A 15392-nucleotide genomic window follows, 5' to 3' on the forward strand; every position below is an offset into this window, starting at 1 on the left:
CCCGCAACAACCCAGTCTTGGAGAATGATGACCGACCAACTCCCTCCCCCGAACACGGCGGTGACTCCTGGCCAAGTGGCGAGCGTGCGAGCTCTGCGACACGACTTCTCCCGCCTGCTCATGGAACACCGCTTCGTCATCGACGAGCTTCTGACCAAGATCTCGATCCTCAGCGAAGAGACCTCCCACAGGCACAGCTACAACCCGATCGAGCACATCACGTCGAGGGTGAAGTCACCGCGGAGTCTGCTGGAGAAGGTCAATCGCCGCGAGCTTCCCCTCGACTTCGATGTGATTCGCACGAAGATCACCGACATAGCCGGTATCCGCATCACCTGCAGCTTCATCGCCGACACCTACCACGTGCTGAAGATGCTGACCTCGCAGAACGATGTCCGGGTCGTCCAGATCAAGGACTACATCACCCACCCGAAGCCCAACGGCTACAAGAGCCTGCACGCGATACTCGAGGTGCCCGTGTTCCTCAGCTCAGGCCCGACCTCGGTGATCTGCGAGGTTCAGATCCGCACGATCGCCATGGACTTCTGGGCCAGCCTGGAACATAAGATCCACTACAAGTTCGCCGGCGAAGTTCCCGATCGGCTCGTCGAGGAACTCACACAGGCTGCCGAGGTGGCCGGCCAGCTCGATCGCAAGATGGAGCAGCTGCACGCCGAGGTCCACGACAGCGAACCGGGCAGCACCGATGAGGATTTCGACGAGGAAGCCCTGCGTATCCTGTGGGAGCTGAGTTCACGACAAGAGTGAGCTCACCCGATGCGGCAGCAGAACACTACCGACGCTTCGGACGAAATGTGCGAAACCAGGCATCGTTGTTGGCCTCATCCTCTGCGACGAGTTCCCAGTAGACGCGTCTGCCACCGGGAACGTCGAAGATTCTCGTGCCATCGCCGAGGAACACCGGCGCGACGAACATCTGCATCTCGTCGATCAGGTCGCCTTCGAGCGCCTGGCGGCCGATGTCGGCGCTGATTATCTGTATGTCACGATCACCCGCGATGAGCTGGGCACGGTCGATCGCCTCGGCGATGGAACAATTCAGGGCGGTGACGGCCGAGTTGTCTGCCAATTCCTCGGGTCGGTGGGTGAGGATGAACTCTGTGCCTTCCCAGGCCCCGCCGTAAGCCTCGGAGGTCAGTTCGTCGCGTTCATCCGCCTGAGCCTTCGCAGCGTCATAGCCACGGCGCCCGGAAATGATGACAGCCACCTGGGACGCAAGGTCCTCAACGGTGTCTTCAGCCAGTGAGCCGAGACCGGACATCCAGGACATGTCGTGGTTCGGCCCGGTGATGAACCCGTCGAGTGAACTCGTGAAACCCCACGTGACTTTTCCCATCACTCCCCTTGAGTCGTCGATGCAATCAGTATGACGGTCATTGAGCCGCACTGCTACGGCTCATGTCGAAATTTGCGGCTCGGTTCCCAATTGAACTCACGTCCATCCCAATGGCTGTGTTCGTACCTGTGATTACAGGTGATGCGAAGAGCAAGGTCGATCAGATTTGGAACTCCTTCTGGTCAGGTGGGATATCGAACCCCTCAAGGTGATCGTGCAGATCGCTTCTCCGCAGGATGTTCAATTTTTCCATATGTTCAAGTATTCTGAACATATGGATCTGATTGAACATAGGAGTCAAGATGCCCCCGCGTTCATCGAACGGGCTGTCAGTCATCTCGCTGCGTTGGGCATGCGCGTCGGCTGGTCCGGTCATGCGGACGAATACGGGCAGGCCGTTTCAGGAACACTGACAGTCCAAAACGGGGGACGACCTCACAAGTTCTCAGCAATTGCGAGCCCATCGAACTCAAAAGCAGACGTCGCTATGTTCCCTCATGATCGAGATACGGTCTTGATTTCAGAGCGAGTCACGCAAGCACGTGCGCAGCAGCTCAAAGATCGGGGGTGGGGAGGTTACGTGGACTCCTCGGGAAATGCTTCGCTGCGCGGAGATGGTCTGGTCATTGAAATCACAGGCCAACGCAATGGTGAGTCGGCTCAACAGGCCGCGACTACCGCACCGTTCACGCGCGCGGGGCTCCCTGTGACGTTCTCACTTCTTGCCGCCAACGAGCATTTCGGCAGCACACCCACTCAGCGAGCGCTAGCTGACAGTTCCGGGGCGTCACTGGGAACGGTCAATCGCGTCATCCAAGCCCTGCGCGAGCGCACCCCGCCCGTGCTGGAGGGAAAACGCAATGAGCTGTTGAGAAGATCGGCTCTGGAACACGAATGGATCTCGGCGTACTCGGCGATGCAGCACACTGTCTGGCCCGAAGAACGTTTTACCAGCGACATCTGGAAGAAGCCTTCAGATCTGCTCGACGTATCTCTTCCACCGGCTGCGCTGTTCGGCTCGGAAATCGCCGCCGCCCGCCTCGGTGTACCGATCCGGCCTGCATCCGTACTCATCCACTTCGGCGGTAACGCCAGCGACCGGCGAGAGCTGATCCGACAGGGGAGGCTCCGCAAAGACGAGCGCGGGATGATCCGAATCCGGCCTGCTATCTGGAGCCACCCACCGGTGCCGTCGCTCGATCAGACGGCTCCTCGCATCCTTGTTCGCGCCGATCTGCTGCTCGAAGACGATCCGCGTATCGACGAGATCAGAACTCAGTTCTTTGGTGACGACCGTTGATCGATCTCTTCGGACACAACGACGTCCCGGTGCCCGAAGAGGTCCTCGCCGAACTTGGCGTTGCCTGCAAGGAGTCTAACGTCGAAATGCTCGTCATCGGCGCAGCCGCTCGCGATCTCGTCATCCACTCTCAGCAGCAGACAGAGCCCATACTCGCCACATATGGTGTTGATATCGCTGTTGCAGTCCGCACCGACGAACAGTTTCTCGAACTCGCCGGAACCGTTGCTCGCAGGGGCAAAGCACCTCACAAGTTCAAAGTTCTCGGAGTCGAGGTCGACATCGTTCCGTTCGGCGGCAATGAAGCCGATCGCACTGTGACATTCACAGACGGCAACCTTCTCGATGTCACTGGGCTTCAAGAAGCGCACTCGACCTCCGTCTCTGTGCGCATGCCACGGGGAACCGAAGTGCAAGTTGCATCCCCTGCCGCTCTGACTGCACTCAAGATTCTCGCCTGGCACGATCGCCACACCGACAACCCCAAGGACGGACTGGACCCCGCCGATGCGTTGTCTGAAAGTCCATTCGATGACGAGGTCTGGGACGACGACGAAGCACTTGACGCTACCGATGCCGACATCATCACAGCGGCCAGTTACCACTACGCCCACATCGCGGCCCGGCCCTTCTCACAGCATGACGGGATGGCCGTGCTCGACATCATCCGCGATCCGGCACAGAGACAGATGCTGATCCGTCACATGCGGAACTCGCTTGCCGGTGAACTCCTTACCGCCTATAGCCGAGGTTTCGAAGCCGGCCTCGGCCATTGACGACATACCAGCTGTCTCCTGTTCGTCCGATCTGGCAGGATGATCAGAATCGCACCGAACTCATTGACGGCGGTTACACCACGGTCTGATCTTCACCTGGTCCCACTGCCCCGTGCCAGTCTGGGTCTCAGCCATCCTTGGAAGCGGTGGGCGAGGACGACCGAGTCGACGAGGAGTTTGGGGATGTCGGCGGCATTACCTGCCTCGATGCTCGCATGCAGCAACGTCGGACCACTCGTTGTCAGTAGGCGGTCGAATTCGGTGCGCAGCTGTAATTCATCCGCGGCTCGGCCGACGGTCCAGCCTGCGGCCTCGGCGATGGCACCGAGGTCGACGCGTGAAGAATACGTCGGCAGGCCTGCGGTGGAACCGTAGACCTTATTGTCGAGGACGATGAGGAGCAGCTTCTCGGGACCTAAGAATCCCCCTGTGGGCAGAACATTCGGGTTCATCAGCAGGGACCCATCACCCTCGATCCCGATGACCTTGGGCAGATCTGAGTCCTTCGCCGCCAGAGCGAGGCCTGTGGTGATGGAGCCGACGAGGCCCATCGAGTCGAGGACGTAGAAGTGGTTGTCCCGGTTCTCCAAGGACGCCAGCTCACGGCTGGTCGCGGCACATGTCACGACGACGGGCAATTCGGCGGTCAGTTCGTTGAGGACTTCGAGTGCTTCGATGCGCTTCATCTCAGGCCACCCTCCCATCGGTGTTCCAGAAGGAACCGAGCACGACGACCGGACGGTAGGTCATACGGGCGTGGACACCCGCCTCGGCGACAGTCTGCTCCCAATCCTCGGACGAGGATCGGCGGTCGAGTTCGAGGACTTGGAGTCCTACCGTGCGCAGCACCGTCGGCATTGGCCGGCTGATCGAGTGGATCATCGAGTTGTACTCCCCCGGGCCGCCACGGGTGTTGGCGAAGATGAGCAGCGGCAGGTGGTAGGACAGCGAGAACGTCGTCAGGGCCGTGAGGCTGTTGCCGAAGCCGTTGTCCTGCATGACGACGGCCCCGAACTTCCCCGCCAACGGCAGAGCCCCGAGCACGCCGATCGCTTCCTCTTCACGCGAGAGCGGCTTCACTCGCTCCGAGATTCCGGCTCTCCCTCCATCGGCAGTGACCAGATGGTCGATGACGGGCGCGATGGTGACTGAGGGGATGTAGCCGATGAGATCGGCGCCTGCACCCCAGATCCCATCGGCGACGGCTTGCGTATATGACTTCGTTGTCACGGATTTCCTCATTCCCTGTCTTCGGTGACGTCCTCGGGGACTCTGTGCGCGGTGATGTTGATGATGTTGCCGTCGGGGTCGCGGACGAAGAATCGCGTCACGCCCCATTCCTCGGTGACGAGCGGATGGACGATGTCCAAGCCGCGATCAACCGCCTCGGCGTAGGCAGCATCGATGTCATCGACCTTGAGCGAGAGCACCGGGGTGACTGGAGCGGTCGCGTCCTCGGTGACGAGCTGGACATGCGCTCCAGTCTCCGCCGAGGTGAAGCGGGCCACCCAGCCCAGGTTGAACTCCTCGGTACCCAGGCCGAGGAAATCTTCGTAGAAACCTCGGGCCGCGTCGATGTCGGAGACCAGAATGTCGGGGATGACGTCGTGGACCTTCATCGTCTCTACCTTTCACCATTGATCGTGGTCGAAGACCTGGCAGAACACGCTCGTCATCGAATCGCTGAAGAGGACGAAGACCACCTCGGCGATCTGCTCCCAGCGCCTGCGCTCCCGACCGTCGACGATGACGGAATGGGCCGCCTCGGCGACATCTCGGGCCGACCAGCCGTAGACTCCCCCGCCGATGGCGGGGACAGCCACCGAGGTGGCGCCGAGGTCCTCGGCTGCGTTGAGGCTGGATTCGAAACAGGACTCAAGCACCTCGGGATCGGCCTCGCCCTGGTGACGATTCGGGCCGACGGTGTGGATGACCCACTTGGCCTTGAGCGCGCCAGCGGTCGTGGCGACGGCCTGACCTGCGGGAAGTCCGCGCGGGTAGCTGGTCTGGCGGACCTCGCGACAGGCTTCGAGCAGTTCGGGTCCGGCCGCCTTGTGGATGGCTCCATCGACGCCGCCGCCACCCAACAGACTTGAGTTGGCGGCATTGACGATCGCGTCCACGGCAGCCTCGGTGATATCTCCCTCGAGTACCGTGATCTTCATGGTCCGAGTCTAGTGAGCCGGCGAGGACTGCAACAGGGGATGACGTTGATAATGGAAGTGTCTTCTCCTCCTACCTGTGTGCACCGGCACTTCTTATTAACACTTCGCCGCCTAAGTGTTAATAAGACAGACGATCTGATCGAACTGCTTGGGAAGGGTCAGGCGTACGCTGGAATGACGTAGCCGCCTCGACTAGGCAGACGGTCTTCTGCGGAAGGAAACGACGAACCATGTGCAGACTTCTCGGCTATATCTCCCCCCTCCCGGCGAGCGCGGCGGACCTCATCGGCGCCGAGGAATGTCGACAGTGGCAGAACCTGGGCCGCCTCCATGCCGACGGCTGGGGCACCGCCTGGATCCGACCGGAAGCTGATTCAGCCGAATCAGCCCGCCCGCAGGGAACCACCTCGGGCACCTTCGACATGGAACCCGATGTGCAGGACACCGTGTCTCGGGGAGGACGTCTGGAAAGGTATCGCACCCCGCACGAGGGAGCCGATGACCCTCATCTCACGGAAGTCCTCACCGCCCGCCCGACGGTCGCGCGGATCGCTCACCTGCGCATGGCCACGCACGGAGCGGTCGACCTCACCGAGAATTCGCACCCGTTCCTCGCCGACAACATTGCCCTGGCGCACAACGGGTCCATCCACCCGATAGAACGCCTCCGCAAATACGTCCCGAGTGCCGAGGTTGAACGCATCGGTGGAACCACGGACACTGCGATCCTCTTCGCTCTCCTGCTGCGACGTGTGGCCGAAGGGGAGAGCCTCTTCGAAGCCACCATCGCGACCGTGCGGATGCTGCGCGCAGACTTCGATCATCCGGGGATCAATCTGCTAATCCTCAGAGCGGAGGATATGATCGTCGTCCATGCCACCGCGGGAACACCGATTCCGTATAAGAACTTCGACACTTCGGGCACCGGCGGCGAGCTGCCGCCTGACCACAAGGATCACTACTATCGGATGAGCTGGCGGCGCTTCGACGATGGAGCGATGATCGTGTCGTCATCAGGCATCGAGCACGAGGGCTGGAGCCTCGTTGAGCAGAACACTGCGATGCGGTTGACTGTGGCTGATGGGGCGGAGACTGTGGTGAGGGTTTGAGGGGTGCGTGGCCACGAAAGATGGGTCCTGCCCATCAAGAATTGCAGCGCAAGACCAACCCGAGAGTCGCGAGATTGATTCCATGCCCTTTCACCGTCGCTGCGCTTCCGATCCATTCACCGATCGGCTTTGCCTGAACAGTGAGCGTGTAAGTAGGAATGGACAACAGCGACAGCTTCGTGTCCCGATATGTCAGTGTCGTTTCCTCAGTGGTGTAGGTTGTCGTGCTGGGGGAGCTGAGCAGCGGAGTCCTGATAACCGTGACTGTGTATGCGAGTTGCACAGAGTCTGATATCTGCGGCCTCTTCCAATCCAGCTTTAACTGGTCGCCGCCTAGACCGAGCAATCCGCTGTTGTCCGTGCAAGTAAGATCCCTGATCTTCAGCGATCCAGCCGAGAACGATCCTGTTGCCTCAACCTTGTCGGTCCAAGCGGCCGTCGTCGAACGCACACCGGACAAGCCGAGGACGAGCATGACGAGCGCGAACCCTGCGATCAGAGCACGGACTCGACGACCCCGAATCAACTGATGCCAACGAGGCTGAGTCATGGCTTCCTCCGACTACGCGTTCTGGCCACGACGGCCGACCCAGTCGCGATGAGCACTGCGGCGGCCAGGAGGATCCACAGCAAACCTTCCACACCGGTTCGTGGCAGATCACCGGGGACGTCTGGATTGTCAGGACCTGGTGCGCCGGGTTCACCTGGAGCACCCGGGTCTCCGGGGCCGAGCGAGACTTCTTCTCCTTGGCCGATGGCGGTCAGGCGGACTCCACTGCGGTGACCTGCCACCGCCTCGGCGTCGGCGTTCTTGTTCATGGTGACTGTCACCTGAACTCGGCGCTTCTCATCACTGGGCATTTCGAGCAGCCGTCGGTCATTGTCGGGTGACGCACCGAGGTCGGTGAGCGCCACATCATTGACCGGCTCTGCCGCACCGCCAGGGCACTCATCCATCGGCACGATCTGGGAACATGTGCGAACGTCGACGAGTAGTTGTGACGCGAGGGCCTCCGACAACTGGCCGGAGCCGATCTCCAGTTCCACTTTTCCAGGGTCGGGAGCGTCGGCCCACACGTCGACCGTCCAGTCAGCCGAAGCACCGGGACTGAGGCTGAGCATTGTCGATTCGTCTCCGGTTGCCCGCATTCGCAGGTACTGTCCGTGCACCTCAGCGGGGGTAGTGGTCTCCGCACCGGAAGCAGCCGCTGCCGGCTCAGCTGCTGGGATTGCGGCGAGTTCCTGCGGTAAGGGCCCGAACATTCCTGTTCCGGCGGCGACGATGGCAGCGACGGCGGGAAGCGCCACGGCGTGCTTGGGTGATCGGGTTACGGCTGGCTGCGGTTCGGAGTGCGTGGCCGAGCTTGCGGGTGCCTCGACGACGTCATCGCGGTCGGCATCGTCGTCCTCGCGTCGAGGCCAGAACGCCCAGACGACGAGCAGCGAGGCCGCGATCGTGATGCCGCCGAGTGCGAACGGGTTTCGCAGCTGCTGGATGATCGGGGCGATACCGGGAATGGAGAACAGGACCTTGCGAACGGTCTCGGCGGAGTAGGGCTCGGGATCCTTCGCCTCGTTTGCGTCGCCCTTCATCTCGAAGGTGACCTCGCCGGATTGAGCATCCGCATCGAGGATCGAGGTCACGCGGTGCGTCACGGGCAGGACCTTCTCGCCACGGTCGGCGGTGACGATATCGCCGACCTTCATCTCCTGCGCAGGGATCTCGTGGACGAAGGCGATCGAACCGGCGGTGATCGTCGGGGTCATCGAGCCTGTTTTGAACATCATGATCGAGATGTTGAAGACGAAGCTGAGGATGACGAGGACGATGCACACGACGCCCAATGCAGCGAGGATGTTGAGCAGGGCCGCGCCGAGCCACGATGTGGGGCGCTTTCTAGGGGCGGCGTCGTGAGAACTTGTCACGACGGTGCCTTGTTCGTGGCAGTGAATGTCCAAGTGTTCGACGCGGAGGTGCCCTGTGCTGAGCTCGGGGTGGTCGTCGGAAGAGTGACTTCGAAGCAGTAGGCTCGAACCGACCTGCCGGCTTGGCCGACCAACCGCGAACCGGCGCCTGAGTGGTCCTTATCCGAGAGATTCGTCGTAGTTGAAGCACCGCCGTAGACGTAGTCCGCACCTGAGTTGAACGCCGAGGCATTACACGTGAAACCGCCGGACGAGTATGAGGCCGTCACCGCTTTGTAGACCAGTGACCCGGCGATGCCGCTTGTGCCGCCTGTCCCTCCGCTCGACACTGTCAGCTCACCATCAATCGAGGTGTCCGGCGTAGTCCGAATGAACACCGGAGCGTAGACCTTCGATCCCGGGTACAGCCCGGTGGCGTTGAAAGTCATCGTCGACGTGTTGTTCCAGTTGGTACCGTCGACTGAGAGATCAATGTTGAACGTACCCGCTTTGAACGAACCAGTGGCCTGTTCTGCGTCGGTCCACGCCGCCGACGTCGCCGCCGCACCGATGCCGAAGACCAATCCTCCGGCGAGGATCGCCTTGATTCGGCGATTGCGCAGGCGTCGCCGATTCTGCTCGCGCTGCCGTTTCCGGAGTCGACTGTATGAGCAGGTCTCGTTCAAGACCTGCTCAGACAGGGTCGGATCGCCAGAGGCATCCGTTGGAAACTGCACGGAGTCCGCTGGAATTATTCAGCGGAGGTTGCGGTGAACTGCCACTGAGCCTTCGCGGCATCACCCTCCGTCAGATCGTCACTGGCGGTGACCTGGAAGCACAGGGTGACAGGAGCACCTGCTGCGCTGCCCGCGCCTGCGGTCAGGTCAAACCCCTGAGCACCTGTGGTCGCATCCAAAGCCGTACCGGCCGGAACGACGGTTGTGCCCGTTGCACCTTCGCCGCACGACGCGGCATCGTCGACGGTGACGATTCCGTAGCTCAGGTTCGCTTCGTTGGCACCGCTGCCTGCGGCGGATTCGAGGACCACGCTTGCGTCGTATGTAGTCGCATCATCGAGACGGAGGACGAAGGGCGCTGCCACGGTGTCACCTGGAGACAGGTTTTTGCCGCCATCGAGGTCGAAACTCAACGACGCTGCGTCACCCGAACTCTCGTGATCGGTGAAGTCGGTTCCATTGGTGCTGCCCTGAACGTTGAACGAACCGGCACCGAAGGTTCCCTCGGCCCATTCGTTGTCTGTCCAGGCGGCCAGCGTCACTGCAGCTCCGACGCCGAGCACGATGCCACCTGCGAGGATAGCCTTGAACTTACGAGAGCGCGTCGGGGACTGCGTCATTCTGACTCCTTGGAAAAGCACGTATGTGCACAGATCACCATCGGTAGTGATTCGTTCATTATCGTACAATTACTTTTTGACTAACGCCATTTATCACACCTGTGCTTTTCGGCACAGAGGTGATTCTTCAAGCGATTCCAGAACAATGCACACCACTGGAACTACGCGGTAACAAAAGCGGCCCTGCCGATCTGCAGGGCCACTTCAGAGCCAGGGACGCTCGGGCGGTCGAGAAAACGGCCGAGATGCCAGCCGAGCGGCAGCCTGTTGCCGGTCAGGCTTTCTGAACCGTGATCGTCCAACTGGCGTCACCGGTGCGATCGAAGTGGGTCACGGGGTAGCCGTTCTCGGCCGCCCACTGGGGGATCGCCTCGGTGGCTTGGGTGCAGTCGAAGTTGATGACGAGCTCATCGCCGTTGTCCATTCCGCCGATTGCGTCTTTGGCCTCAACCAGAGGGAACGGGCAGACCAGTCCATTTGTCTCTAGTACCTGTTTCATACACTCCTGCTTTCTGCGGGCTGCGCGACACCTGTCCGCGCCCCCGACTTGATGGTGAACTTCGCGGCGACTCCTGCGCCGACGATCATGAAGAAGGTTGCGACCCAGCCCTGGTATTCGAACTGTGCGGTCGAGACCATCGCATTGCCGACCGTGCATCCGCCGGCGATCGCGGCACCGACACCCATGCCGATTCCACCGAGGATGGACTTGACCACTGTCCCTCGGTCGGGCACACGGATCCGGAACTCACCCGAGGCCTTCGCCGCGATGAACGAGCCCACAAGAATGCCGATGACGAGCATGACGCCCCAGTCGACAAGGGATGAGTCTCCCGTGCCCAGGAAGGTGGTGAGATTCGCCGAAGGCGTCGTGATGCCCAGACCGGAGTTGCGTCCGGTCGCGGCCGAGAGCGGCCAGGCGATCGTTGCGATGATGCCGATGACCACAGCAGTGGCGAAGGGGTTCCAGCGCTTCTCCGTGAGGATGTGCGCCAACCCCTTCTTCAGCGGCGGCAGGGTCGCGACGGGCGTGGCGGTCTTCTTGTTGTGGTGCACGGTGACCGCGATGGCGATGGCTGAGATGATCGCGACGAAGACCCACGGGCTCAGCCCCGTCGACGCCTGGAGCGTGCCGCTCTCGATCGTGATCGAGCGCAGCCCTTCCGTCACCGAGGCGGCCGGACCGTTCTTCATCACGGACGAGACCAGCGCGTAGAAGATCAGCGCGAACCAGCTGCCGACCAGACCTTCGCCCGCCCGATAGTAGGTGCCTGTGGCACAACCGCCGGCGAGGACCATGGCGAACCCGAAGATCAGCCCGCCGACGATGGAGGCCAACCACGGGAAGGGCGATGCTTCGAGTGTGATCACCCCCAGACTGTTGAGCAGGAACAGCCCGATCGAATGAACGGCGATGAGGAGGATGAGTGCTGAGAACCACCGAGTGTTTCCGGTCAGCGTGAGATCGCGAAAGGCTCCGGTCACACAGAATCGCCCTCGCTGGAGGACGAATCCGAGTACCAGGCCGACGATGAGTCCGGTGATGATCATGAATCTGCTTTCTCTGGCGGCAGTACGGCGGGGGTCACAACAACCGCCCATTCTGCTCAACAATCAATCTCACGTCAACGTCAGACCAATCACAACAATTGCCTCACTGTGATCCAGATTCACCAAAAGTACCTTGACATCAAGATACTTTTGGTGAAATAGTTAGGAATACCTAACCTAACTAGGAGAGGTCAAAATGACAAGCAGTCAGACAACAGCCACACAGACACTCACCGATGTGCAGGCACTCGCCGAATTCGTCGACAAGGCCTCGCTGGACATGCTCAGCGAGCAGGCCCTCGAGCAGCTCAAAATCCGCGTCCTCGACACGATCGGCGTCGCCATCGGCGCCCTCGATGCCGAGCCGCTGCAGGAGATCCGCGCACTGATCGAAGATCTCGATGCCGGGCAGGGAGCCACCCTCATCGGCGGCGGCCACACCAGCCCGGACCACGCCGCCTTCTTTAACTCGGCCCTGAGCAGGTATCTCGACTTCATGGATGCCTACCTCGCCAAGGATGAGACCAACCACCCGTCGGACAATATGGGCGCGGTCCTCGCCGCAGCCGAGCACGCAGACGCTTCGGGGGCGGACTTCCTCACGGCCTTCGCCGTGGCCTATCAGATCCACGCGCGCCTCTCGGACGTCGCTCCGGTCCGTGACCTTGGCTTCGACCACACGACACAGGGCGCGTTCGCTGCTGGCGCCGCCTCGGCGAAGGCACTGGGTCTGAACGCCGAGCAGATCGCCCACGCGGCCGCCATGGCCGGAACCGCGAACGTCGCCCTGCGGGTGACGCGCACCGGTGATCTCAGCCATTGGAAGGGCCTGGCCTACCCGCACGTGTCGAAGGAGGGAGTCTTCGACGCCCTTCTCGCCGCACACGGGATCACCGGACCCGCCCAAGTCTTCGAGGGCAACAAGGGCTTCAAGGCCCTGGCTGGGGACTTCGATCTCGACTGGTCGGCCGAGGATCTGGAGAAGGTCACCGGCACGATCATCAAGAAGCACAACGCCGAGATCCACTCCCAGTCCGCACTCGATGCAGCCCAGGACATCCGCAGCCAGGAGGGGTTCCGCACCGATGCCATCGCCAGCGTCGAGCTGACGACCTTCGACGTCGCGTATTCGATCATCGGCGGCGGCGAGGAGGGCGACAAGCGCTCGATCCGCACCAAGGAAGAGGCCGACCACTCACTGCCTTGGATGGTCGCCGTTGTCCTCCTCGACGGGGAGCTCAACCCAGCTCAGTACGAGTCCGAGCGCATCGTCGACGACGATGTGCAGGACCTCATGCGCAAGGTGACGATCACTCCCTCCAAGGAGTTCAGCGACCGCTTCCCCGAGCACATGTGCGCCGACCTCGTCGTCACGCTCGGCGATGGCACGCAGTTCCGGGCCAGCACGGATGATTACGAGGGCTTCACCACGCACCCGCTCGACTGGGCGGGCGCACGGAGGAAGTTCGACGCACTGACCTCCCCATTCGCCGAGGTGGGACTGCGAGACGAGATCGCCGACCTCGTCCACGACCTCGAGAATCACCGGATCAAGGAGCTCACCGCGGTCCTCGCGCAGGTTCCCCTCGCCCGCAGCTGACCACTCCCAGTCGGCACACCGCCGACACCGAAGAAAGGAAACACAATGTCGAATGCCATTGATTTCGATGTGTCCATGAACTTCGTCCCCCGCGCCTGGCGCCCGGCCAAGCCCCGCACCATCGGGATGACCGAGATCCGCGCCCCGTACTACTCGACCTTCGGCACCCGCCACCTGCAGGACGTCTTCGACGTCGCCGGTCAGTGGGTCGACGGCATCAAGTGGGCGGGAGGGTCTTTCTCCCTCGTCCCCGCCGAACAGGTCAAGGCGATGAGCGACATCGCCCACGACAACGGCTCCTATGTCTCCTCGGGAGGCTGGATCGAGACCGTGCTGCGCTACGGCGACGACGCGGTCGACCAGTACCTCAAGGAGGCCAAGGAGGTCGGCTTCGATGTCATCGAGATCTCGACCGGCTTCATCATGCTGCCGACCTCGGGTCTGGAACGACTCGTCGAGAAGGTCGTCAAAGCCGGACTCAAGGCCAAGCCCGAACTGGGCATCCAGATCGGCTCCGGAGGCGACTCCGGTGAGGCCGAGCTGGCCGCCGAATCCGCGAAGGACATCGGCGACCTCGTCGACCGCGGGAAGCGGGCACTGGACGCCGGTGCCTCGATCATCATGATCGAATCCGAAGGCATCACGGAGAACGTCGATGAGTGGAACACCGCTGCGGCGGCTTCCATCATCAACGGCCTCGGCCTGGAGAACGTCATGTTCGAAGCCGCCGACGGACCTGTCTTCGAGTGGTATATCAAGAACTATGGAAACGAATGCAACCTGTTCGTCGACCACTCCCAGATCCTCCAACTGGAGGGACTGCGCCAGAACATCTGGGGCAACAAGTCCACCTGGGGACGGGTGATCAACCCGGCTCCGGTCAAGTAAGGCAACGACTGGGCGACCGCACCCTGCGGTCCGCGCGGCGGGGGCACCGACGAATCGTCGGTGCCCCCGCCGCGCTTTTTCTCATTCATTGATAACAGCCTCGCCTTGTGTCAGTGACCGGGCGCACACTGAGAGGACGATTACGGCAAGGAGGCCCAGGTGCCAGAATTTCAAACCGACGTTGCGATCGTCGGAGCAGGTCCGGCCGGGCTCCTGCTCGCCCATACGCTGCACAATGCGGGGATCGACTCCGTCGTCATCGACAACCGCAGCCGCGACGACATCGCCCACACTCACCGTGCAGGAATCCTCGAAGCAGGATCGGTGCGCATGCTCGAGGCCGAAGGCATCGAATCCCGCGTGCACACCGCCGGCCACCGTCACGACGGCATCGACATCCGCGTCAACGGCGTCAGCCACTCCTTCGACTTCCCTGATCTCATCGGCGAATCCGTCTGGCTCTACCCGCAGAACGAGATCTTCGTCGACCTCTCCGCCGCCCGCGAACGCACCGGCCGCCCCACCTTCTACTCGGTCACCGACACCGCGATCGGCGATATCGAAACCGAACACCCCTGGGTAACTGCCACGACCGAGGACGGCGAGGAACTGCGCATCAATGCCCGCTACGTCGTCGGCTCCGACGGCTCCCGCGGCCCCTGCCGGGCCATGATCCCAGCGGACACGAAGCAGCGCTTCTTTCACGAATACCCCTTCGCCTGGTTCGGCATCCTCTGCGAAGCACCGGCCAGCCACGAGGTCCTCATCTACTCCCGCTCCGAACGCGGCTTCGCGCTGATCTCCCAGCGCAGCGAGAACGTGCAGCGCATGTACTTCCAAACGTCGGCCGACACCGAGGTGGGCGATTGGTCCGACGACCGCATCTGGTCAGAACTGCAGGCCCGGGTCGAGGGACCAGACGGCTTCCATCTGAAGACGGGTGCGATCATCGACAAGAACATCCTGCCCTTCCGCTCGGCGGTGACCGAACCGATGCAGCACGGTTCCCTGTTCCTCGCCGGCGACAGCGCCCACACCGTTCCCCCGACCGGAGCCAAGGGCCTCAACCTCGCGTTCGCCGACGTGTCCGTGCTCGCCCCGGCCCTGATCTCGGCGCTGAAGAACTCCGACGCCGAGGCGCTGGCCAGGTACTCGCAGACCGCGACGAAACGCGTGTGGAAGGCGCAGAACTTCTCCTACCAGATGACCCGGATGCTCCACTCCGACCCCAGCCAGGATGCCTTCGAAACGAAGCGCAGTCTCGGCGAGTTGAATTCGATCCTCGAATCCGAGCACGGCCGGCGCTACCTCGCCGAGTGCTACACGGGTTGGCCGAAGGGCTGAGCCTGCTCAGTCAACGAAACAGCAGAACCACCACGAATTT

General features: G+C 61.9%; 17 protein-coding genes. 7 read left to right on the forward strand and 10 right to left on the reverse strand.

Features of this window, described 5'->3' with window-relative positions; all coding sequences use genetic code 11:
• Positions 1-27: 27 nt before the first annotated feature.
• On the forward strand, positions 28-768 hold the full coding sequence (locus INT29_RS11020; RefSeq protein ID WP_226841884.1) for a GTP pyrophosphokinase family protein: 741 nt from the start codon (positions 28-30) through the stop codon (positions 766-768).
• A 25-nt stretch (positions 769-793) separates the two neighbouring features.
• On the opposite strand, the gene INT29_RS11025 is transcribed toward INT29_RS11020, so the two are convergent.
• Complete coding sequence (locus INT29_RS11025; protein WP_101571960.1) at positions 794-1357, reverse strand: dihydrofolate reductase family protein; 564 nt, start codon at positions 1355-1357, stop codon at positions 794-796.
• Positions 1358-1523: 166 nt separating this feature from the next.
• On the opposite strand from INT29_RS11025, the gene INT29_RS20140 reads away from it, so the two are divergent.
• Positions 1524-2657, forward strand: coding sequence for a type IV toxin-antitoxin system AbiEi family antitoxin (locus tag INT29_RS20140; RefSeq protein ID WP_226841871.1), 1134 nt, complete (start codon positions 1524-1526; stop codon positions 2655-2657).
• Positions 2654-3433: a hypothetical protein gene (locus INT29_RS11035; protein ID WP_193071647.1), complete on the forward strand. Its 780-nt coding sequence runs from the start codon at positions 2654-2656 to the stop codon at positions 3431-3433. The genes INT29_RS20140 and INT29_RS11035 overlap by 4 nt, the downstream gene beginning before the upstream one ends.
• 92 nt (positions 3434-3525) lie before the next feature.
• On the opposite strand, the gene INT29_RS11040 is transcribed toward INT29_RS11035, so the two are convergent.
• Genes INT29_RS11040 through INT29_RS11055 form a run of 4 tightly spaced genes read right to left on the reverse strand, consistent with a single transcriptional unit; the run spans position 3526 to position 5598 of the window.
• A complete protein-coding gene (locus INT29_RS11040; protein ID WP_193071648.1) occupies positions 3526-4119 on the reverse strand; it encodes a thiamine pyrophosphate-dependent enzyme in 594 nt (197 codons plus the stop codon).
• A 1-nt stretch (position 4120) separates the two neighbouring features.
• The gene (locus INT29_RS11045) at positions 4121-4663 is read right to left on the reverse strand and encodes a thiamine pyrophosphate-binding protein (RefSeq protein WP_193071649.1); all 543 of its coding nucleotides are present in this window, start codon (positions 4661-4663) and stop codon (positions 4121-4123) included.
• 8 nt (positions 4664-4671) lie between these two features.
• The gene (locus INT29_RS11050) at positions 4672-5052 is read right to left on the reverse strand and encodes a VOC family protein (protein WP_193071650.1); all 381 of its coding nucleotides are present in this window, start codon (positions 5050-5052) and stop codon (positions 4672-4674) included.
• Between the two features lie 12 nt (positions 5053-5064).
• Positions 5065-5598, reverse strand: a complete 534-nt coding sequence (locus tag INT29_RS11055) for an O-acetyl-ADP-ribose deacetylase (protein ID WP_101571950.1) — start codon at positions 5596-5598, stop codon at positions 5065-5067.
• 230 nt (positions 5599-5828) lie between these two features.
• On the opposite strand from INT29_RS11055, the gene INT29_RS11060 reads away from it, so the two are divergent.
• Positions 5829-6707, forward strand: a complete 879-nt coding sequence (locus tag INT29_RS11060; RefSeq protein ID WP_193071651.1) for a class II glutamine amidotransferase — start codon at positions 5829-5831, stop codon at positions 6705-6707.
• A gap of 546 nt (positions 6708-7253) precedes the next feature.
• Here the strand turns inward: INT29_RS11060 and INT29_RS20145 are convergent.
• From INT29_RS20145 to INT29_RS11085, 5 genes are all read right to left on the reverse strand, one after another.
• Positions 7254-8633 (reverse strand): signal peptidase I, encoded by a 1380-nt coding sequence (locus INT29_RS20145; protein WP_319020883.1) that lies wholly within the window; start codon positions 8631-8633, stop codon positions 7254-7256.
• Positions 8630-9349, reverse strand: a complete 720-nt coding sequence (locus INT29_RS11070; RefSeq protein WP_193071652.1) for a SipW-dependent-type signal peptide-containing protein — start codon at positions 9347-9349, stop codon at positions 8630-8632. The genes INT29_RS20145 and INT29_RS11070 overlap by 4 nt, the downstream gene beginning before the upstream one ends.
• Positions 9350-9363: 14 nt before the next feature.
• Positions 9364-9969 (reverse strand): SipW-dependent-type signal peptide-containing protein, encoded by a 606-nt coding sequence (locus INT29_RS11075; protein WP_101571940.1) that lies wholly within the window; start codon positions 9967-9969, stop codon positions 9364-9366.
• 274 nt (positions 9970-10243) lie between these two features.
• A complete protein-coding gene (locus tag INT29_RS11080) occupies positions 10244-10468 on the reverse strand; it encodes a sulfurtransferase TusA family protein (protein ID WP_101598479.1) in 225 nt (74 codons plus the stop codon).
• A complete protein-coding gene (locus tag INT29_RS11085) occupies positions 10465-11520 on the reverse strand; it encodes a YeeE/YedE family protein (RefSeq protein ID WP_193071653.1) in 1056 nt (351 codons plus the stop codon). The genes INT29_RS11080 and INT29_RS11085 overlap by 4 nt, the downstream gene beginning before the upstream one ends.
• A gap of 196 nt (positions 11521-11716) precedes the next feature.
• Here INT29_RS11085 and INT29_RS11090 point away from each other — a divergent pair, with 196 nt between their 5' ends.
• The 3 genes from INT29_RS11090 to INT29_RS11100 all read left to right on the forward strand — a co-directional run bounded on the left by INT29_RS11090 (position 11717) and on the right by INT29_RS11100 (position 15352).
• On the forward strand, positions 11717-13120 hold the full coding sequence (locus INT29_RS11090; RefSeq protein WP_193071654.1) for an MmgE/PrpD family protein: 1404 nt from the start codon (positions 11717-11719) through the stop codon (positions 13118-13120).
• Positions 13121-13165: 45 nt separating this feature from the next.
• Positions 13166-14008, forward strand: coding sequence for a phosphosulfolactate synthase (locus INT29_RS11095; protein WP_101598476.1), 843 nt, complete (start codon positions 13166-13168; stop codon positions 14006-14008).
• Positions 14009-14167: 159 nt separating this feature from the next.
• A complete protein-coding gene (locus tag INT29_RS11100) occupies positions 14168-15352 on the forward strand; it encodes a 4-hydroxybenzoate 3-monooxygenase (protein ID WP_193071655.1) in 1185 nt (394 codons plus the stop codon).
• The last annotated feature ends 40 nt before the right edge of the window (positions 15353-15392 follow it).

The sequence above is a fragment of the Brevibacterium sp. FME37 genome, assembly GCF_014897485.1.
In the GTDB taxonomy this organism is placed as follows: domain Bacteria; phylum Actinomycetota; class Actinomycetes; order Actinomycetales; family Brevibacteriaceae; genus Brevibacterium.